The following is a 19,758-nucleotide window of genomic DNA, read 5'->3' on the forward strand; positions in this document are numbered from 1 at the left end:
CACTATCGGCTATAATCGCGCCCATTGTAGCCGACTAAAAATGTGAACCAAAATGAAATACCCTTGCCGCTTAGATAAATTTATTAGCCACTTAGCTGAAATGCCACGCACGCAAGCCCGCGCTAGTATTAAGCGAAAAGAAGTAAGCGTTAATGGCGAAATAATTACCTCACATAACTTTCAGCTATCTCAGCAAGATGAAGTACTGCACCAAGGTATTCCTTTGGTATTTTTAGGTAAGCGCTATTACATGCTAAATAAACCTGTTGGCTATGTATGCGCTAATAGTGACGAGCTACACAAAACCGTTTTTGACTTACTTGATGAGCCAAATATGAGCGACTTTCACGTAGCAGGCCGCCTTGATATAGACACCACAGGATTAGTTATTATTACCAATGATGGCGATTGGTCACATAAAATCACGTCACCTAAAAGTAATAAATTTAAAACCTACTTAGTCGAAACTCAAGAGCCTATAACCGACGAAGCGCTTGAGCAATTACGAACAGGTGTCATGCTCCATAACGAAAAAGATTTAACCCGCCCAGCTATTGCCGAACGACTTGCTAATTACGGACTGCGTTTATCAATAAGTGAAGGTAAGTATCATCAAGTTAAGCGTATGCTTTACGCGGTAGATAACAAAGTGGTTGAATTGCACCGTGAAAAAATTGCAGGTATTAAATTAGATGAAAACTTAGCAAGTGGTAAGTATAGATTACTAACAGCTGATGAGATTAAATTATAAAACCTCACCTACGATATATGCAACCCTGTAGGTGCGAATTTACTTCGCGCTCATGTAACGTGGCTTGGGTGTTTAAAAAGCAAGGTATAAAACCTCACCTACAATATGTAAAACCCTGTAGGTGCGAATCTACTTCGCGCTCATGTAACGTGGCTTTGGTGCTAAAAAGCGAGGTGTAAAACCTCACCTACAATATGTAAAACCCTGTAGGTGCGAATTTACTTCGCGCTCATGTAACGTGGCTTGGGTGTTTAAAAAGCGAGGTGTAAAACCTCACCTACAATATGTGTAACCCTGTAGGTGCGAATTTACTTCGCGCTCATGTAACGTGGCTTGGGTGTTTAAAAAGCGAGGTGTAAAACCTCACCTACAATATGTAAAACCCTGTAGGTGCGAATTTACTTCGCGCTCATGTAACGTGGCTTTGGTGCTAAAAAGCGAGGTATAAAACCTCACCTACAATATGTAAAATCCTGTAGGTGCGAATTTACTTCGCGCTTTTATAGTCAATATTTAAATTACGATTTTATCTGTACTAAATCAAAGTCAGCCATGCCAGGTACAATTGCCTGCAGGCGAGACTCGGTAACATCGAGCGCGTTCAAGCATTCGCAATATTCTGAAGCTTTTAGCTCAAGTTGATGTGCTTTTTTTTGCAATGATTTATCAATTTCTTTTGAAATGATATCCATCCGCTGTCCCATATCGTTAATACGATCTTCTATATTACCTTCTCGGGACTTAAACGCATCACCTAGTGACACCAAAATGGCACCGAGAGACCCATGAACTGCGGAATGAATTTTTTGGCTGATCTCTTTAGTAAAAAAATCATCTATTTGAGAAAGTGATTGTGGGGCTATAAAAAAGAAATCATCGCCGCGCTTAAATTTATCCATTAGCGCACGCTCTACATATTGCAGTTGGGTTTTAAGCACCTCAGGCTCTTTATCTGACATACCTTCAACCACGTGCTCAATAGCACTTAAACCTAAATTAACACCATCGGTGGCTAAATTAACTAGTTCAGGGACTGTATGGCGAATACCATTACTAAACTGCTCGAGCACTTTACTTTCGTCATCACTTAAATCAACCCAATAACCGCGAATAAACAGTTGGTTATTGTTGTTAATTTGCACACGTGTTTGGCCTTTATCAACAATTCGAATTACATCGTCGGTGATGATTAACCCATGCCTGAGTTCTACATCACATTGCTTTTGAGCAAATACACTGGTGCTTGAAAGTGCTATGGACAACGCCAATATCGAACGAGATAGAAACGCCATAAACACCTCAAAAAGACTAAAATGGAAGGCGAGTAGGTTAACAAAAAACCAACTTTATGCAAGTAAAAGAACATGCACAATACAAACACTACACAGCTAATTAAGCGAGGTGTAAAACCTCACCTACAATATGTGCAGCCCTGTAGGTGCGAATTTACTTCGCGCTCTTAAACATGCTATTGGCGCTCAAGAGCGAGGTTTATAATTAAATTGGCGATCCAGGTGGTATTGGTAACACTTTAAAATTATTTGGCCATTGCCCTTTAATTAAAAACTGATTTACTTGTTCGGCTAAATATTGCTTAAACGCACTTTCGCCAGTACTGGTATGGCTCAATATTGAGTTTTGGTTAAAGTCTTCACTCAACTTAACTAAGTAGTAACGTAACTGCGCCTGCACTTCAGGGCTTGCACTATCGCTTGCTACTAAATCAGCCATGGCTTTTGCAGTTAAAAATTGCACGCGCTGAGTTATTTTACCTGTCATTGTATTAGGCGACGATACGTTAAACACGTGGCTATAAAGCGTTTTTAATAGTTCATCTAAACTATAAAAGTCGTTACTACGCGCTTGCTGCTGGGCTAGACGATTTAAACGTTGTGCGTTTAATAAAAGCGACAAGCTGTGCTGCACTGCAACCTCGGGTAATGCCATTGCATCGAGCGTTAACCCTGTGCGTCCAACTATGCTCTCGCGCGACTTAGACTCGCCATACGCTTTTGGCGGAATTAGCGATAATACAGATTCAGGAAGTAATAAGTTACTTGGCTTAAGCGTTGCAAAAAGAGCGTTTACCGCTTCTTGTTGCATTTTTTTATCAACCACTTGCGCACCTTTTACGGGTGAGTCACTGCGTGTTTCGTATTCGTAATCAACACCGGCTATAAGCTTCACCGCAGCCTCAACCTGAAAACGGTGAAACAGATAAAGCGGAACTAGTTTTTCCTCTAATTGCGATAGTGAGTCGCCCGTTTTAATATTATTAACACCAAACTGCGAAAGCGCTTTTTTACGTACGTCGAGTACTCGTAAAAGCTCCTGCGAAGGATTAGTGCCGTTATCCCATAAATGAGCTGTTGGATGCGCGCCACCTTTAGCACGAGCGTCGCTATCGGATATAAACTCAAGGCCTTTGGCTTTGTTCTCTTTTAAAATAGCAGCAAGTTCTGCGCTTTCATCTTGGTTAGTAAAATCGCTATAGCCATATTTAATTACTTGGGTATCCCATACGCCCATGCCTGTTGCATACCCGCGCGTTACATCAAGCTTACCTTGTTCATTAAAACTAAGTAGCGGATGTGGGTAATCCATTACAGAAGCTCTATCCCCTACCGATGCCGCAAAGTTATGAGCAATACCTAACGTGTGACCAATTTCATGCGCGCTTAATTGGCGAATGCGATCAAGCGCCATTGCTTGCAAATTTTTAGCAACTTCATTGCCTTTTAAATAAGGAGCAGCGAGTGCTTCAGCTATTAAAATATCTTGGCGAACACGCAATGAGCCAAGTGTTACGTGCCCTTTAAGTATTTCACCTGTACGCGGGTCAATTACAGAACTTCCGTATGACCAACCACGCGTTGCGCGGTGTACCCACTGAATGACGTTGTAACGAATATCCATAGGGTCGGCATTACTTGGCAGTACTTTTACTATAAATGCATTTTTATATCCTGCAGTAGTAAATGCATCGTTCCACCACTTTCCACCTTCAAGCAAAGCGCTTTTTACAGGCTCTGGAACGCCAGGATCAAGGTAATAAACAATTGGTTTAACAGGTTCACTAATAGGTAAGCTTGAGTCCTTTTTAGTTAGACGATGACGCGGTATATAACGCACATACATAGACTCACCAAGCGGCGCTGCGTAATCTTTATGTTCTATACTCCAAAAACCTGATTGCGGATTAAACTTACGAGGCGTGTAGTTATCATCTGGTAATTGAATAAGTGAATGATGCATATGAACAGTAAGTGCATAAGGGTCGGCACTTACTTGGCGAACAAATTCACCTGGTTTTGTGCCTTTAAATGTAAGTACGGCTTCAAGCTCGGTGTTTTTTACAAATGCTTTTGAGCGATTTATATAAACGGCGCTGCGTGATTCATCAAGGCTAAAGTTGCCTTGTTTACGTGCAGCAAGTTTGCGACTTACACCGTGTACATCACTTAATAAATAGGGCGTGTAATCAATAAGTGCTGTGGCTTTATCTTCTGCGACTACTTTAAAACCAGCAAGTATACTTGATGCAAACGCTTCTTTAATGCTTTGCTGTTCAGCCTTATTACTTGTGTTGGCACGATAGTAAGTATTTACAGCCCGCAGCATTACTTTGTCGCCAAAACGCTCAAACTGCACAAGGTGAGTATTACCAAGCTGACCTCTATCAAGGCCTATATCGTTAGAGCCTATACCGTAAGGCAAGCTTTGCTGCAGTAAAAATTGTTGTTCAAACTTATCAACTTTTAAATATACTTTTCCGTTTTGGGTATCGTAAAAAAACGAATAATAGCCCGGAAAATGATTCATTTGCGTAGTAAATTCATCAATTGACTTAATTGCTGCGTGCGCTTGAGTTATGATAGAGCACAGCACAGTAAAGAATATGTAACTTAGTAGTGGTATTTTTTTCATAATCTTATCTTTGTTATTTGTGTTTTAAGTACGATTAGGTGGTCCCATTATAGGGTGCTATTTAAACAATACAGTTATTTAAGACGAATTTCAGCGCTCTAAGCTAATCTCTCTCACATTATGATTGGTTTTAACACGTTATCAGGAAAATAGAATGCGTAGACTCCCTCCAGTATTACTTGAAGATGGTTGTTCAAGAGAACTTTTATCATTAATTCGAACAATTTTAGCAGCATGTAAAGAAATTTCGTTTCGCGTTGGTCAAGGCGCGCTTTCTGGCGTATTAGGCTCAACCCTTGATGAAAACATTCAGGGGGAAACTCAAAAAAAGCTCGATGTATTATCTAATCAGCTGTTAAAAGATATTTTACTGGAATCTGGTACGGTTAAGGCAATCGCCTCTGAAGAAGAAGACTACACAGTAGCAGGTAATCCAGATGCTAAATTTATAGTGGCATTTGACCCACTTGATGGCTCGTCAAATACTGATATTAACTCGCTTGTCGGTACTATATTTTCTATTATGGAAGCACCTGAAGGTTCTGACGCCGCTGATGAAAGCATTTTTATGCAGCCAGGCCACAAACAAGTTGCAGCAGGTTACGTACTTTACGGGCCATCAACAATGCTTGCGCTGACTACAGGTAAAGGCACGCGTATGTTTACCCTTGATAAAACACAAGGCAGCTTTTTACTTACACAAGATTTTGCCGAAATCCCTGCTGATACAAACGAATTTGCCATTAATACGTCTAACCAACGCCATTGGCAGCCAGCTATGCAAAACTACATCGATGATTTGCTAGCAGGCGATACAGGCCCGCGCGCTAAAAACTTTAATATGCGCTGGATTGCAGCAATGGTGGGCGATGTACATCGCGTGCTTAGCCGTGGCGGTTTATTTACTTACCCTACCGACACCAAAGATCCTAAAAAGCCTAATAAATTACGCCTACTTTACGAAGCAAATCCAATGGCTATGTTAGTAGAGCAAGCTGGCGGTATCGCATCAACCGGTACCGAGCGTATTATGGATATTCAGCCTGATGCAATCCACCAGCGAGTAGCCGTTATTTTAGGTTCTAAAAACGAAGTAGAAACGTGCTTGGGATATCATAAGTAATCGCTTAAAACGATTGTCCTCAATTTAAAAAACCGCATTCAATTGAAGTGCGGTTTTTTTGTAGGTGAGGTTTTACACCTCGCTTTTTAAACTCCAAAGCCACGTTACATGAGCGCGAAATAAATTCGCACCTACAGGTCTATGCCCCATGTTGTAGGTGAGGTTTACACCTCGCTTTTTAAACACCAAAGCCACATTACATGAGCGCGAAATAAATTCGCACCTACGGGGTTGGCGTTTGTTGTAGGTGAGGTTTTACACCTCGCTTTTTAAACACCCAAGCTACGTTACATGAGCGCGAAGTAAATTCGCACCTACGGGGTTGGCGTTTGTTGTAGGTGAGGTTTTATACCTCGCTTTTTAAACTCCCAAGCCACGTTACATGAGCGCGAAGTAAATTCGCACCTACGGTTTGGTGTATGTTGTAGGTGAGGTTTTATACCTCGCTTTTTAAACAAATCAAACTTTTACTAACGCAACTATTTGAGCAAGCTTTTGATGATTAAGCTCTCCCATTTGCTCGCTATTACTGAGCGCATAAATAAAACCTTCATGCTCAGTACAATCAATATCATCTCGCGATTCAATTACGTTTGCCCAAAGCTCTAAATCATCTAAGTCTATTTCGTTACTTAAACAGCGTTTAAGCACATCAATTAAAACCTCGGTTGAGAGAGTATAGTGAGTTTTATTGCTGTCAGCAGGGCTTGAAACGATAACCGATATAGCTTCATCTCTTTGCTCACCAAACGTAATAAATTCAGCTAATGCTTTTTGTGTATTCATAATATTTGTTATTCTTGGCTCACTGTTACTAAAAAGAATTATAATGACTCAACTTAACTGCACTCAATGCCACAGTACTCTAACGTGTAATGTAGACGATATATCAGCGTGTTGGTGCAATGAGCTGCCAGCTATTTTACCGCTTGATATCACAGCAACAAGTTGTTTATGCCGCAAGTGCACGCTTAATAAAATAAATACTTTTTTAGAGGGTGTTTATACACAACCTATTAAAACCCAAATAAACTTTGCAAAACAATTTAGAGGTAACGAAAATTTAATTGAAGGGCTCGATTACACCATGCAAAGTGGTTACATGATATTTAGTAAGTGGTTTTTTTTAAAGCGTGGTTCGTGCTGTAAAAACGGTTGTAAAAATTGCCCTTATGGTTATAAAAAATAAACCAAAAGCTGCGCTTTTAACGTGAGCAAGCTCTACGTCTACAGCTGTTTTATGTCTCGTTCGTAGCAATTGGAAACGAATCACTTGCGCCCCATTCACTCCACGAGCCATCGTAAACACTTAAATTTTTGTACCCACATTCAGTAGCCAATAACGCTAAAACACACGCCGTAATACCTGAGCCACAGCTAAATTGTAACTGCTGCGCATCACCGACTACGTCATTAAATATCGCTTTAATTTCAGTAAGTGGTTTGGCTTCACCTTTATTAAGTAAATCCATAAAAGGTAACGAGCGACTATTTGGGATATGCCCGCTACGCATACCTTTACGAGGTTCACTTTCTTCACCAGTAAAACGCTTATAAGCACGTGCATCAAGCAATAAAGTATTAGGATCATCTATTGCGTTAAGCACTTGTTGACTATTAATAAAATACTCACAATTATAGCTTGCCGCAAAATCACCAGCACTTACAGCCTCGCTATAACTTTGTTGTACGTCGTAGCCGTACTCCAACCACTTTTTAAGACCACCGCTGAGTATTTTAACACTGTGATGCCCCATAGCTTTAAACATCCACCATGCTCTTGCTGCGCTAAATAAACCGCCATCTTCGTATACAACTATAAACGAATTGTTATTTACGCCTGCATTTTGCATAACATGAGTAAATTGCTGCTCGCTGCATATCGTACTTGGTAGCGGGTTTGACCTATCAGCCAGTTCGTTTTTTATATCAAAACGTTTAGCATTAGGGAGCATAGCTTTTGGTATATAAGTACCTACAATGCCAGGGCGCAGCATACCTGCATCAAATATCACTAATGCAGGGTCATTAAGTTGCGTTTGTAATTGCTGGCAGGAGATAAGGTTTTTCATGATTTATTTCGTGTTATTTATTTTATCTAATACGTTTCTTAACATTGTACTCGACGTATGAGATGTATACGAAAAGTAACATATCTCTACATTAAACTTTGCAAAGTCAGCTTCAATCTTTTGCCACTTTTCAGTGCCCTTCCAGTCATCACCAACAAACATTTTATCAAACTTTAAATTGTTCCACGCTTCTTCTTTATCATAATTAACCTGCGGGACAACTTCGTCAACAAACTTAATTGCTTCAACTATTTCCATGCGTTCTTGAAAGGGAATTACTGGCTTTTTATTTTTAGCTGACTGGCTTAACTCATCCGTTGTTATACCTACAATTAGGTAATCACACTCTAATTTTGCTCTTTTAAGAATATTTAAATGACCAATATGAAATAAGTCAAAAACACCCGTTGTATATCCAATTTTTTTCATTTAACAAACCTAGTTTATTATTTTTCAGTTTAAGAAATCCTTTTATAAAATATAGTAACGTCCAGTTAGCTTAGTTATTTTCAATTATGTACTCAACAATTCTTTGGCTCGCTTTGCCGTCTAACTTGCCCGCGAGTTTTTCCGATAAAGCTAACCTAGTATTAGCTAGCTTTTCTGGTTTAGCTAATTGTTCTACAACTAGTTTTTTTAGATTTTTATATTTACTAGCATGCACCGCAATATTTGCGTATTCCCCGTAATCTCGGTCCATACGTTTTTTAAAACGAAAAGAAAAAATTCCTTTATAGCTCCATCTCAACTTTAAAAAATCACACCAAATAACCGGCTTATTTAATAGTGCGAATTCAAATAAAGCTGACGATGCATCACTAATCAACAAGTCGGCTTTATCTAAAAAAGGCACCAGAGAATAATCCTCAACCTTAGCCAAATAAACATTTGGAAAAGTAGACCAGTGATTTAGCAGCGCTAAATGGCATTTATACTTTTCTTTACTAATCGAAAAATAATGAGGTTTTATTAAAATATTGTAATCACTAAAATGTTCAGGCCAGTTTTCAGGAAACAGTTCTAAGCTACTTGGATAAAATGTTGGCGCATACAAAATGGTCTGCTTTTTATCACTAAAGCCTTCTAATGAGAGTGCCCCATCAATTTCTTCATTATTAAAAATAGGATCTAATTTACAAAAACCTACATCAATAAACGTATCATCAGGGTACATACTCTGTAAGCGGCTTAATCTGTATTCACCTTCCACAAAACGTGCAGTCATAGCTTGGCTAGATTTAGTGTAATAACTTGATTTAGGGCCGATCCCATGTCCAAGCTGAGCACTTTTAGATACCTTATGTAAACGTTCTAGATGGCAAAATGAGTTAGCAAAAAATACCCAATCAGATTTTTTTTGCTCGTAGTAATCAATAGCTTGTAGCTGATTTTCAACCCATATATGTTCTAAATTGTAGTTATCTATAACACCTTGAATCAAATCCTGATGACTATTTTTATAAAAAACAAACTGACTTTTAATGCCTTTTTCGCATAACTTTTTAAATACTGGAATGTACTGAGGAAGGTAATAAAGGCTTTGAGTGTCAAAAATTATATTCATAGTATCGCCACAGTTGTTTTCTTTATATTCTACATTGAAAGCCACATAACAAAAACCAAGGTACTTATATTTTTATTATTCCACCACGTAGTGGTGCCATTTTTGAAAGTATTTTATTTTGCACGTTATAACTAATATTTTGCTCATTCATTGCGTTAACGAGTAAATCGACCACATGATTAAAGTCTTTTTCCGATATATTCATACCCGTATGAATAGCAATCATAGAATCGCCCCTGTACTCACATGGGCCTTCGAATAACATACACATATGGGAAATAAAACCATCACGAAAATGCGTAATATTAGCGTGTTCAAAGTAATGAAATACTTGCTCGTCGTTACCTATTTGATAGATAAAACTATCAACAAGCTTAGCTATACCTGCTTTTCCATCTAACTGCTGATAAAGCGACAGTGCAGGTTTATTTGCACAGCCTACTAATAACCCTGCGCATAATAAAAATACGGCTATATTTTGCATCACCAATACCCTGTTACCGATAAATACCAACCTGTTTGATCGTCAGCCCCTGCAATGCTTCCTAAATCAAGGTAAGCCGCTGTCACACTCACGTACTTATTTGGTATCCAAGCCACAAATACATCTTTCCAATCTTGTTCGCCTAAATTAAGGTTATTCGCTTTTTGACGATACTCAACACCTACGGCCAATTCACGGCTTAAAAAAAGTGCAGTACTGCCTTCAAACAACACCCTAGTACTGTCGCTTTCACCACCATAGCCTAGCAAGCCTAATTCATTTGCTTCGCTGTAGCGTGTCGTTAAGTTCCAAAACTAGTTGTAACCTGCAATCGCGCCTAAATGTAATTTACTGGCCGCTAAATAAAAATCGGTTCCACTGGTACTTTTCGCGCCAACTAACTGTGCAATAGAACCATCATCCAGTGATTTATGTAAAATGCCTGCACTTAATTGTGGCCACTCACTGTAAACAATATCGCCGTACAAACGTATTTTAGCACCTGTAATTGATTGCTCTATTTCAGCATCAAGTGCTGGTACATCAAATTGCTGTATTGCGTAACTAAATTCAACACGATTAAACAAGTTTAACTGGGCACCGCACACATCAAGAGTGTAATCGGTTACATCTGCCCGGCTACAAAAGCCATTTATCGAAAACTCATCATCACTGGCATAACCAGCTAGTTGCGCCCAAGGTACAATGCCTCCACCCGCATTGCCTTCAATTTGAGACACACCAGGAGTAGCAAGCAGTTTTCCACTGCTGGCTACACACGGTAAACTCATTAAACAAAAGGCAACTACGCTCCAATATTTAATGTGATACATAATGATCTAGAAGCCATTCTTCAAGTAATTCAGCTTTTAACGGTCTACTTAAATAATAGCCTTGTGCATGATCGCATTGCATACTTTTAAGCAACTCTAAAGACCCCAATGTTTCGACCCCTTCAGCAACAACAGAAAATCCTAATTGATGACCTAACGTAATCGAAGACTGCACAATAAACTGATCTTTTTGTGACTCATCAAGTTTTAAAATAAAACACTTATCTAATTTCAACTCATCAATAGGTAGCATTTTTAAGCGCCCAAGTGACGTTTGCCCTACGCCGTAATCGTCTAGTGATATTTTAACGCCAATTGCCTTTAAGTTTTCGAGTGCTTTAATACCTTTTTCTTCATTTTCGATCATATCGCGCTCGGTAAGTTCAATCGTAATCAACTTAGGGTCTACTTTATGTTTTTCAAGCGTACTGACCAAAGCTGAATGAAATCCCGAAAAGGCAATATCTTGCGCCGATACATTAATAGCGGCTTGTAACTCAATGCCTTTTGATTGCCAGTTAGCTACCTGTGCAACAACGGTATTAACCACCCACGCGGTTAGCTCAACAATAAGCCCCGACTGCTCAGCTAAATCAATAAATAGCTCTGGATTAACCCAGCTACCATCTTTTCGTTGCCAGCGTATAAGCGACTCAACTTTATCGATTTTTTGCGTTTTCATATGCAACTTAGGCTGATAGGTCATAAATAATTGGCCATCATCGTCAATAATTGCTTGTTTTAACTCATCAAGCATTATTAAGCGCTCTAAATGCGCCTCATCTTCGCCACTTTGATAATAATGAATACTTTCATGATCGCTCGCAGCACTGTCGACAGCAATCAATACACGGCGCATTAAATCATCGCTAGTAATACCTTGCGCTGGGTATTGCACAATACCGGCACTAAACCGTAAATTAATTTTTAACTTTTGAATGGTATAGCAAGCCTGTAACTGCATCATTAAGCCGTCAATGCCACTTTTTAGCTCTTGTGCTGCAGTTGCTGGGAATACCGTTAAAAATTCATCGCCGCCAATTCGCGCATGAAAACCACCTAGCTCATCAGAAAACTCACTAATACGACTTGCTACCGCTTTTAAACAATCATCCCCAACACGAGGGCCTAACTTATCGTTTATGTGTCGCAAACCCTTAATATCAATAGCAACAAGTGTGTATTCATTCGTTGCATCTAATTCATCCCCCAACACATCTAGCATTGCTGAACGATTATAAAACCCTGTAAGGGAGTCATGGCGAGCCTGAAAACTAATTTGTTTCTCACGTTCATTAATATCGTTACCCATGCTATTAAATGCATCAACTAGGGTCGTTATTTCTGTACTTTGTTTTTTTCCTTTAAATTCGAAACTATAGTTACCTTGTGCAAATTGCCTAGCAATAACAGCGAGTTGAGATAAAGGAGTAGTAAGGTTGTTTGCTAATAAGCTACTTGTTATAACACCTACAAACATGGTTAAAATAGCCAATATCATTAATGTAAAAAATAGCTTTTCAAAATCACTGTAACTTTGCGTTAAATCGGCACTGAGTAAAATAACAATTGGGTGAGAAAGTAGCGACGGTAAATCAATATCACGATTGCGATACACTAAATATTCACCAAAAAAGCGTGATGTGGTTAATGTATTAAAATAGTTCACAGGTTCAAAAGGGGTTGGGCGTTTAACTAAAGAGCTAATAACTAAATTATCCGCACTGCCTATAAAGCTTACATCCATACCTGTTAAGCTTTTAAGCTCGGCGGCCACTTCGTTATTTATTTTAAATCCGACTAAACTATAAGCAACTGTACGTGGCGCTTTAACGGGAAGTAAAATCACTTGGTAAAGTTCGTTATTTAAAACAACAAAACTAGATTGCTCCGAAGTACTTAATAATTCTTTCATTAGCGGCTGTAAATCGTGCCCGTAAATATCTTCGCTAGTATTAGCCGAAATTAATTTACCCGACAAATCAATTAACAACATTAGCTCGGCGTTTATACGCTGACTGTGGTTAAATAATACGCTACTTATTGTACCGGCGTCTCGTGTAGCAACAGCTTGTTTAAAGCCAAAGTCAGAGGTAAGTACTTTAGCGGCGGTTAATAATAGGCTCTCTTTTGACTTTAAGTATTGCTTGTATACACTTTGGGCAACGCTTATATCTTGGTTAACTTTTTCTTCTTGGAATTTACTCGTAGACCACCAAAAACTAAATAAGCTAACCACAGTGGTTAATAGCACTAAGCCAACGCAGAGTATGGTTATACGGTTTTTTAAACTATTAGTCATTTTGGGCCTTAAATTTACTGCCAAATGTATTTCGAAGCTCTGGGACCGAAGTATTTATGGTTATTAAAAGCTGAGTTTGAGAATTAATAGTAATTATTTTTTTATTCTCCAATGCGGCACGCTGAAGAGGATGCCATACAGTCACCTCAGAAGAAGTGGCTGGCAAAGTAACACGCCCTCTTTCATCTGTTTTATAAACAAGATCATTATCTGCCACATAAATATAGCCAATCATAGAGTCATGAATATTGCATCCTAAAACAACCACACCGGGCTTATCAAATACAATAGGGTCTTTTGGTTGCCCTGAATATAATTTTAGCTGAAAAGGCTTGGCTTGTGAAAAAGAATACACATGATGGCGAATATTATCGCTATTAGGAAAATTTACTTGCTGCCCCTTTTGAACAATTAATAATTCAGGTGAAAATTGCTTATTAACTTGATCCATTGTCGCAACCGTCTTTGATGTAAAAGCAGACTTTATATTATTTTGATTTAGCTCAACAACCGCATCTGGTAATGCTTGCCCATGTTGGTCTTGTATAACTAAATCAATATTTGCGCTCAAAGCAAAATGGCTAAAAAACAAACCTATCGCTAAAAAACAACGATTTTTTGCAATTTTTTGCAATGCTCGCTCTAACATAACAACACCAAACTATTAACGTTAAGCTAAGTTAATTAGAGACGAGCACTAATTGCAAGAATTATAGCCCAGTAACCACAAATAAAGACCGAGTAACTAGGTTAAGCCATCCTTTAGTCGTGTTATTTTACAATCAATCCGTATTCAGCATCTAAAATAGCAATTACTTCTTGGCGAGGATCGCTAGGTATAACAATATCTTTGCCAACAATTTTACTCGCAATACCTACATAGGTATTTGACACTTCAAGCATGACTGATTCTGGTAAAATATAATCTTTAGCAAGTTGTTCACGTTCACTCATACGGTCTTTATTTAATAATACATCGCTTTCTGGCACATTATTAATTAGTAACTGGCGAAAGCCTTCTTTAGAGTTTTCAACAATTTTACCGTCTTTGTAAGCAGCTTCATCCCAAATACGTGACGAATCAGGCGTACCTACTTCATCAATATAAATAAGTTGCTGCGCGCCATTTAAATCTTCCACATAACCAAACTCAAATTTTGTATCCACAAAAATTTGATCAAGCTTTGCAAGCTCATCGCTAATTAACCTAAAGCCTTCAACTAGCAGTTTTTCGTACTTAGTTACATCATCTGCCGACTTAAAGTTAAATACATCTAAGTTATTAGTAATGTTAGCACGCGTGATATTTACATCATCAACAGGTGGAATGTCGGCAACACCTTCAATAATACCTTTTGTTGAGGGCGTAATTAGAACGTTATCAAGCTTTTGGTTTGCTTTTAAGCCTTCTGGTAAATCAATACCACAAAAATTACGCACGCCTTTTGCGTAATCGCGCCACATGCTGCCTGTAATGTATTGGCGTGCAATCGCTTCTACTTTTACTGTACTGGCTTTGCGTACAATCCATACGTAAGGATGCGGAATATCAACAATATGGTTACCTGCAAGACCTGCTTGATCAAATAATTTAAACCAATGCGATGCAACCGAGTTAAGGGCGATCCCTTTACCTGGCACGCCATTTAACCCGTTTTCGCCTTGCCAAATACAATCAAACGCCGAAATTCGGTCTGAAATAACCATAATTGCAAGCTCAGTGCCTGCAGGTACTTTATAGTCTTTGTCGCTAATTAATCGCGCGCTGTCTTCATCTGTTAGCCAATAAACTGAACGAACCTTACCGCTATGTACTTCACCTTTGGTACGAATGGGTAAATCATCGTTTACATCTAAAACTTTATAGCTAGTCATGCTATCTCCGGGGTTAGGGGTGCTCTTTGAGCAAAGTATGGTATGGGGTTATGTGGGCTGTATAATAATCTAGCCAACCCTAAAGCTCAATCGGATGCTTAAAACAAATAAAGGCACATATTTATATGCTCGTTGGGATAAGGTAAACTTTACGCGTAAGCTAAATAACCTGAACTCTGGATAGTAAATCAATCTTAAGCAGTTATTTTCAACACTAACTGCGTTGAATTCACTTGCAATAGGCCCACTATTGACGCGTAAATTCGCCTTGTTTGCATTTAAAAATTTTGACTAACAAAAAGCGACTTTAATTATATTTACAGGTCAACCTCTTAGTTAGTTTCTTAACCCGAGTTTATCTTCGTCAGATTTATACAGGTATACATTTAATGATCAGCCTAAAAAACGTTACTTTTAAATGGCATAAAAACGATAAAAAACCGACTCTAAGGATTGCAGAGCTGGCTGTAGAAAAAGGCGAACGTATTTTTTTATATGGCCCAAGCGGTTCAGGAAAATCTACTTTATTAGCGTTACTTACGGGAATTAATACAGCCACCAGCGGTGATGTGTATATTTTAAATCAATGCCTAAACACACAAAGTAATACCAAGCGCGATGCATTTAGAGCCGACCATATTGGCACCATTTTTCAAAACTTTAATTTATTACCTTATTTAACACCTATCGAAAATGTCATTTTAGGGTGTCAATTTTCTAAAGTACGGCAAAGCCAAGCACTTAAACACGCCACAACATTACACAAAGAAGCTGAGCGCTTATTAAACGCACTTGGCTTAATTGAGCAATACCATCATAAAAACGTAGCACAGCTCAGTATTGGCCAACAACAACGTGTTGCAGCAGCCCGTGCTTTTATTGGTAACCCTGAGCTAATAATAGCTGACGAGCCAACATCAGCACTTGATGCAAATAACCGCGAAAGCTTTATAACATTATTATTTGAACAGGCATTGCATTTAAACAGCACCTTAATATTTGTAAGTCATGACGAAAGCTTAAAACCGTTATTCGATCGTTCAATAGATTTAACCCATTTGCAGGAGCAAATATGATCCTTGCTAAACTGGCTTATAAAAGCTTATTAAATCGTCGTGCCAGCGTATTTTTAACACTGTTTACTATTGCAATTAGCGTTATGTTATTGCTAAGTATTGAGCGTGTAAGAGTTGATGCAAAAAGTAGCTTTAGTAATACAATTTCGGGCACTGATTTAATTGTGGGCGCACGCACTGGTGATATTCAATTATTACTTGCGTCGGTATTTAGAATTGGCCATACCAACAATGGCGTAAGCTGGCAAAGTTATGAATATATAACCAATCAGCGAGGCGTAAAATGGAGCATACCTATAAGCCTAGGCGACAGCCATAAAGGCCAAGCTGTACTTGGCACTACTCTTGACTACTTTGAACATTACCGCTTTGCTAAAAAACAAAACTTAAGCTTTAACCAAGGCCATCCATTTTTAAATATTAACGAGGTTGTACTGGGGAGCAGCGTAGCTAACAAATTAGGTTATAAACTTGGCGATCATATCGTTATATCACACGGTATGGGCAATACTAGCTTTCATCATCATGACGACAACCCATTCAAAGTCGTCGGTATTTTAAATCCCACCGGCACACCTGTTGATAAAACGTTACACATACCGCTTGCCGCTATCGATTTAATACATGCCAGAGCTAGCACTAAACATGACGAACATGACGAACATGACGAACATGACGAACATGACGAACATGACGAACATGACGAACATGACGATCTTATCGGACATCCAAAACAAATCACTGCATTTTTAATGGGTTTTAAATCACCGCTATACACATTGCAAATTAGGCGCAATATAAATCAATATAAGCAAGAAGCATTGCTTGGTATTATGCCCACCGTAACACTGAAAGAATTATGGCAAATGCTCGCCATAGTAGAAAAAACACTGCAACTATTTTCCGCAATCGTCGTACTTGTTAGCTTACTAGGCATGCTAACCACACTGCTTGCAAACCTAAGTCAACGTCGCCGTGAGCTTGCTATATTACGTTCAGTAGGTGCCCGCCCTTGGCAATTATTCACACTTATAAGCATAGAGTCACTGTTAACTACTTTATTAGGCTGCTTAGTTGGCTGTGCATTATTTTATTTAGTTATGTATTTAGGTGCCGGCTACCTACAAAGCCATGCAGGTATTAGCGTAAATATAGCGATGCTCTCTTACTATGAACTCACATTAATAGGCGTTATTATGGTAGCTGGTTTTATTATTGGTTTAGTGCCTGCCACACGCGCTTACTTTTATTCTCTCAGCGATGGCATGAGTATAAAAACATAATTTTTAGGTATCCCATGACGTTTTTTAAAACAGCTTTTCAATATATTACTACTATTAATTTACTACTCGTAAGTTTTGCAAGTAATGCAAATCCACCAAAAGAGATTTTTTGGGAAGACTTAATCCCTAAAAATCACGTGCAAATAGACACACAAGCACAAGCCAATCACGAAGGCAGCGATCAAAATTGGGTGCAACCCGATCTAGACGCACCTGTAGTTAAAGCGTTAAACGGTCAGTCTGTAAGCTTACCTGGCTTTGTAGTACCACTTGAAGGTGACAGTGAAATTATTACTGAGTTTTTACTCGTGCCATATTTTGGTGCATGTATACACGTACCGCCACCGCCGCCAAATCAAATTGTGCATGTAACTATTAAAGGTGGCGTACCTATAGACAGCCTGTATGACGCAATCGTTGTAACTGGCATTATAAGTACAGAAACGTGGTCAGGCGAAATAGCCCAAGTAGGCTATAAAATGAAGGCAGTTGGCGTTGCGCCATTTGAACTTTAATTAACTAACCTGAACTGCTGATAAATTTATACCAATCTGCTTATATGGGACCTATTTAACGTTAAGAAAATTACGCTAGAACTAGGCAAAAATTTTTGTATCTAGTTATTCTAAATAAAAAATTTTTAACGACGTTATAGTGCAATTTAATCCGTTAAATTGATCAAAGATTTATGCAGGTTGGTATTAAATACCGATATAGCGCAATATGTTATTAGGGCGTGTTGTTCTCTGGTGGTTTAATTTTCAGTAGTATGTTTGGTTTTTAGGCAAGGCAGAACCTATGTTGTGTGATACTCCCCATAAATAGGCGATACGCAGCATAAATGCCAAACATGCGCCCCCCTTGGGTTCGCCCTAGGGGCGATTGACTCTTTGTTGCTCGGCTTTGACTTATTCTTACATGGATGTAAGCCAGTAGGGTAAAGCAGGAGCCGTTATCAGGTTACAAATCTCGAGCCGAGATTAAATTGCCCCTAGATTGAACAAATTTCAACATGCCCTAAACCGCTTAGTCAAAGTTTAGGTTAAATACTTTTACTTTTTCAGTTAAAAAAGGAACCACCAGTGCTAAATAAAGATCTGCCTTCTCTAAACAAAACAAGCGAATTTAAATATTTGTTTTTTGTAAATTTATCGTACTCGTTTAACGTTTTAAGACCCATAGAGCACGAAATAAAAAAGCGAGGAGGCAGCGTTGCTTGGTTTATTCCTACTGGAAGTGAGGCAGAGGGCTTTTTACAGCCTGATGATTACCAGCTTCTCAACATAAAAGAAGTTAAAGAATATAACGCCAATGCCACACTTGCGCCTGGTAACGTGATCCCTCATTTTTTTCCTGGGATTAAAGTGCAGGTTTTTCATGGCTTTGATTCGGGCAAAAAGAACAAATTTAATATTAGAGGATTTTTTGACTTATATTGCACACAAGGTCCAAATATTACTCAAGGGTTTAATGATATTAACGATGGCACTTGCGACGTAGTCGAAACCGGCTGGTCAAAGTTAGATCCTTTATTTACTGAGCATAAAGACATAGCGCTATATCAATCTGATAAGCCTACCATATTATATGCCCCCACTTTTTCGCCAAAGCTAACAAGTACCTACAAGCTTTACCCTTATATTAAAGCGCTATTAAAAACACAAAACTGGCAGTGGATAGTAAAGCTTCATCCAAAAGCGACAAGCGAAGAAATTGAAATGTATAAATCACTCGCCTGCGAAAACCTCACCTTTATTACCACCGGTGATGTGATTCCAATTCTACAGGCTACCGACATTATACTGTCTGACACATCATCAATTATTACCGAATTTGCATTACAAGAAAAAGTAGCCGTTGCGTTTAACAACCGCAAACCTAAAGACTGGATGATTAACTTTAGTAACGAAGCCGACCTAGAAAGTACTTTAATAAGCGCTTTTCAAAAAGATGAGCACACATTAGAAAAAGTAAAACAATACTGCGACAGCGTTCATCCATACAGAGATGGCAAGTCAAGTGTGAGGGTATTAGGCGCTATTAATAATTTAATTTGTTCTGGTACATCTCACCTAAAAAGAAAACCTTTAAACTTACTTCGTAAATTTAAAATTAGAAAAAGCCTAAATTACTATTGGTGGTCATAACTTTAAAGCCAAACAATCACATATAAAACAAAGGATTATTGGATTTTTAGGGTTGAAACTTGTTTTAGCTAGGCTTTTATATCAATTAGCTCAATTAATACCAATTCACTTAATTAAGTGAGCTATTTTGAGGTAAGAAAATCGTGTCGATAACAAGGCAAAAATTTCGTTATTTAGTTATTCTATATCAGAAATTTTTAACGCAGTTTACGTCAGATTTGATCCCTCAAATTGATTAAGTATTATTGCGGATTGGTATTTATGCGCCGTTATAACCTATATATGGGAAATAAAAACACTCTAAACTAGATACGATTTTAA

General features: G+C 38.5%; 17 protein-coding genes and 1 pseudogene. 7 read left to right on the plus strand and 11 right to left on the minus strand.

What is annotated here, in order from left to right; translation table 11 throughout:
• Positions 1-52 precede the first annotated feature (52 nt).
• Positions 53-751, plus strand: coding sequence for a 16S rRNA pseudouridine(516) synthase RsuA (rsuA, locus tag D172_RS15140; protein WP_007379104.1), 699 nt, complete (start codon positions 53-55; stop codon positions 749-751).
• A gap of 518 nt (positions 752-1,269) precedes the next feature.
• Here the strand turns inward: rsuA and D172_RS15145 are convergent.
• Both D172_RS15145 and D172_RS15150 read right to left on the minus strand, forming a co-directional pair.
• Positions 1,270-2,043 carry a YggN family protein gene (locus tag D172_RS15145; protein WP_007376785.1) on the minus strand — a complete coding sequence of 258 codons (774 nt, stop codon included), beginning with the start codon at positions 2,041-2,043 and terminating at the stop codon, positions 1,270-1,272.
• 205 nt (positions 2,044-2,248) lie between these two features.
• Entirely contained in the window at positions 2,249-4,678 is a 2,430-nt protein-coding gene (locus D172_RS15150) for a zinc-dependent metalloprotease (RefSeq protein ID WP_007376784.1), read from the minus strand.
• Between the two features lie 154 nt (positions 4,679-4,832).
• Between D172_RS15150 and D172_RS15155 the strand changes: the two genes are divergently transcribed.
• Positions 4,833-5,801, plus strand: a complete 969-nt coding sequence (locus D172_RS15155) for a class 1 fructose-bisphosphatase (RefSeq protein ID WP_007376783.1) — start codon at positions 4,833-4,835, stop codon at positions 5,799-5,801.
• A 459-nt stretch (positions 5,802-6,260) separates the two neighbouring features.
• Here D172_RS15155 and D172_RS15160 read toward each other — a convergent pair whose 3' ends face one another.
• On the minus strand, positions 6,261-6,587 hold the full coding sequence (locus tag D172_RS15160; protein ID WP_004335492.1) for a hypothetical protein: 327 nt from the start codon (positions 6,585-6,587) through the stop codon (positions 6,261-6,263).
• A gap of 43 nt (positions 6,588-6,630) precedes the next feature.
• On the opposite strand from D172_RS15160, the gene D172_RS15165 reads away from it, so the two are divergent.
• Positions 6,631-6,990, plus strand: a complete 360-nt coding sequence (locus D172_RS15165) for a DUF5522 domain-containing protein (RefSeq protein ID WP_007376782.1) — start codon at positions 6,631-6,633, stop codon at positions 6,988-6,990.
• Positions 6,991-7,039: 49 nt separating this feature from the next.
• Here D172_RS15165 and D172_RS15170 read toward each other — a convergent pair whose 3' ends face one another.
• The 8 genes and pseudogenes from D172_RS15170 to D172_RS15205 form a co-directional block, all read right to left on the minus strand.
• Positions 7,040-7,873, minus strand: coding sequence for a sulfurtransferase (locus D172_RS15170; protein ID WP_007376781.1), 834 nt, complete (start codon positions 7,871-7,873; stop codon positions 7,040-7,042).
• A 3-nt stretch (positions 7,874-7,876) separates the two neighbouring features.
• The gene (locus tag D172_RS15175; RefSeq protein WP_007376780.1) at positions 7,877-8,302 is read right to left on the minus strand and encodes an adenylyltransferase/cytidyltransferase family protein; all 426 of its coding nucleotides are present in this window, start codon (positions 8,300-8,302) and stop codon (positions 7,877-7,879) included.
• A gap of 70 nt (positions 8,303-8,372) precedes the next feature.
• The gene (locus tag D172_RS15180) at positions 8,373-9,437 is read right to left on the minus strand and encodes a CDP-glycerol glycerophosphotransferase family protein (protein ID WP_007376779.1); all 1,065 of its coding nucleotides are present in this window, start codon (positions 9,435-9,437) and stop codon (positions 8,373-8,375) included.
• Between the two features lie 64 nt (positions 9,438-9,501).
• Positions 9,502-9,921 carry a group I truncated hemoglobin gene (locus D172_RS15185; protein WP_007376778.1) on the minus strand — a complete coding sequence of 140 codons (420 nt, stop codon included), beginning with the start codon at positions 9,919-9,921 and terminating at the stop codon, positions 9,502-9,504.
• Positions 9,921-10,754 (minus strand): annotated as a pseudogene (locus D172_RS15190) (DUF3034 family protein). The gene D172_RS15185 and the pseudogene D172_RS15190 overlap by 1 nt, the downstream one beginning before the upstream one ends.
• Positions 10,741-13,056, minus strand: a complete 2,316-nt coding sequence (locus D172_RS15195) for a bifunctional diguanylate cyclase/phosphodiesterase (protein WP_007376775.1) — start codon at positions 13,054-13,056, stop codon at positions 10,741-10,743. Before D172_RS15195 ends, D172_RS15190 begins: the two are co-directional and overlap by 14 nt.
• Positions 13,049-13,705 (minus strand): methylamine utilization protein, encoded by a 657-nt coding sequence (locus D172_RS15200; protein ID WP_007376774.1) that lies wholly within the window; start codon positions 13,703-13,705, stop codon positions 13,049-13,051. The genes D172_RS15195 and D172_RS15200 overlap by 8 nt, the downstream gene beginning before the upstream one ends.
• Positions 13,706-13,827: 122 nt before the next feature.
• Positions 13,828-14,931 (minus strand): phosphoribosylaminoimidazolesuccinocarboxamide synthase, encoded by a 1,104-nt coding sequence (locus tag D172_RS15205; RefSeq protein ID WP_007376773.1) that lies wholly within the window; start codon positions 14,929-14,931, stop codon positions 13,828-13,830.
• 389 nt (positions 14,932-15,320) lie between these two features.
• Between D172_RS15205 and D172_RS15210 the strand changes: the two genes are divergently transcribed.
• From D172_RS15210 to D172_RS15225, 4 genes are all read left to right on the plus strand, one after another.
• Positions 15,321-16,007: an ABC transporter ATP-binding protein gene (locus D172_RS15210; protein ID WP_007376772.1), complete on the plus strand. Its 687-nt coding sequence runs from the start codon at positions 15,321-15,323 to the stop codon at positions 16,005-16,007.
• A complete protein-coding gene (locus tag D172_RS15215) occupies positions 16,004-17,290 on the plus strand; it encodes an ABC transporter permease (protein ID WP_007376771.1) in 1,287 nt (428 codons plus the stop codon). Before D172_RS15210 ends, D172_RS15215 begins: the two co-directional genes overlap by 4 nt.
• 14 nt (positions 17,291-17,304) lie before the next feature.
• Positions 17,305-17,805, plus strand: a complete 501-nt coding sequence (locus D172_RS15220) for a DUF3299 domain-containing protein (RefSeq protein WP_007376770.1) — start codon at positions 17,305-17,307, stop codon at positions 17,803-17,805.
• Positions 17,806-18,372: 567 nt separating this feature from the next.
• Positions 18,373-19,437 (plus strand): CDP-glycerol glycerophosphotransferase family protein, encoded by a 1,065-nt coding sequence (locus tag D172_RS15225; RefSeq protein WP_007376769.1) that lies wholly within the window; start codon positions 18,373-18,375, stop codon positions 19,435-19,437.
• Positions 19,438-19,758 lie beyond the last annotated feature (321 nt).

The organism is Pseudoalteromonas sp. Bsw20308 (genome assembly GCF_000310105.2).
Classification (GTDB): domain Bacteria; phylum Pseudomonadota; class Gammaproteobacteria; order Enterobacterales; family Alteromonadaceae; genus Pseudoalteromonas; species Pseudoalteromonas fuliginea.

Coding starts and splice junctions, on each gene's coding strand:
- rsuA (WP_007379104.1), top strand. CDS start 53: ATGAAATACCCTTGCCGCTTAGATAAATTTATTAGCCACTTAGCTGAA.
- D172_RS15145 (WP_007376785.1), bottom strand. CDS start 2,043: ATGGCGTTTCTATCTCGTTCGATATTGGCGTTGTCCATAGCACTTTCA.
- D172_RS15150 (WP_007376784.1), bottom strand. CDS start 4,678: ATGAAAAAAATACCACTACTAAGTTACATATTCTTTACTGTGCTGTGC.
- D172_RS15155 (WP_007376783.1), top strand. CDS start 4,833: ATGCGTAGACTCCCTCCAGTATTACTTGAAGATGGTTGTTCAAGAGAA.
- D172_RS15160 (WP_004335492.1), bottom strand. CDS start 6,587: ATGAATACACAAAAAGCATTAGCTGAATTTATTACGTTTGGTGAGCAA.
- D172_RS15165 (WP_007376782.1), top strand. CDS start 6,631: ATGACTCAACTTAACTGCACTCAATGCCACAGTACTCTAACGTGTAAT.
- D172_RS15170 (WP_007376781.1), bottom strand. CDS start 7,873: ATGAAAAACCTTATCTCCTGCCAGCAATTACAAACGCAACTTAATGAC.
- D172_RS15175 (WP_007376780.1), bottom strand. CDS start 8,302: ATGAAAAAAATTGGATATACAACGGGTGTTTTTGACTTATTTCATATT.
- D172_RS15180 (WP_007376779.1), bottom strand. CDS start 9,437: ATGAATATAATTTTTGACACTCAAAGCCTTTATTACCTTCCTCAGTAC.
- D172_RS15185 (WP_007376778.1), bottom strand. CDS start 9,921: ATGCAAAATATAGCCGTATTTTTATTATGCGCAGGGTTATTAGTAGGC.
- D172_RS15195 (WP_007376775.1), bottom strand. CDS start 13,056: ATGACTAATAGTTTAAAAAACCGTATAACCATACTCTGCGTTGGCTTA.
- D172_RS15200 (WP_007376774.1), bottom strand. CDS start 13,705: ATGTTAGAGCGAGCATTGCAAAAAATTGCAAAAAATCGTTGTTTTTTA.
- D172_RS15205 (WP_007376773.1), bottom strand. CDS start 14,931: ATGACTAGCTATAAAGTTTTAGATGTAAACGATGATTTACCCATTCGT.
- D172_RS15210 (WP_007376772.1), top strand. CDS start 15,321: ATGATCAGCCTAAAAAACGTTACTTTTAAATGGCATAAAAACGATAAA.
- D172_RS15215 (WP_007376771.1), top strand. CDS start 16,004: ATGATCCTTGCTAAACTGGCTTATAAAAGCTTATTAAATCGTCGTGCC.
- D172_RS15220 (WP_007376770.1), top strand. CDS start 17,305: ATGACGTTTTTTAAAACAGCTTTTCAATATATTACTACTATTAATTTA.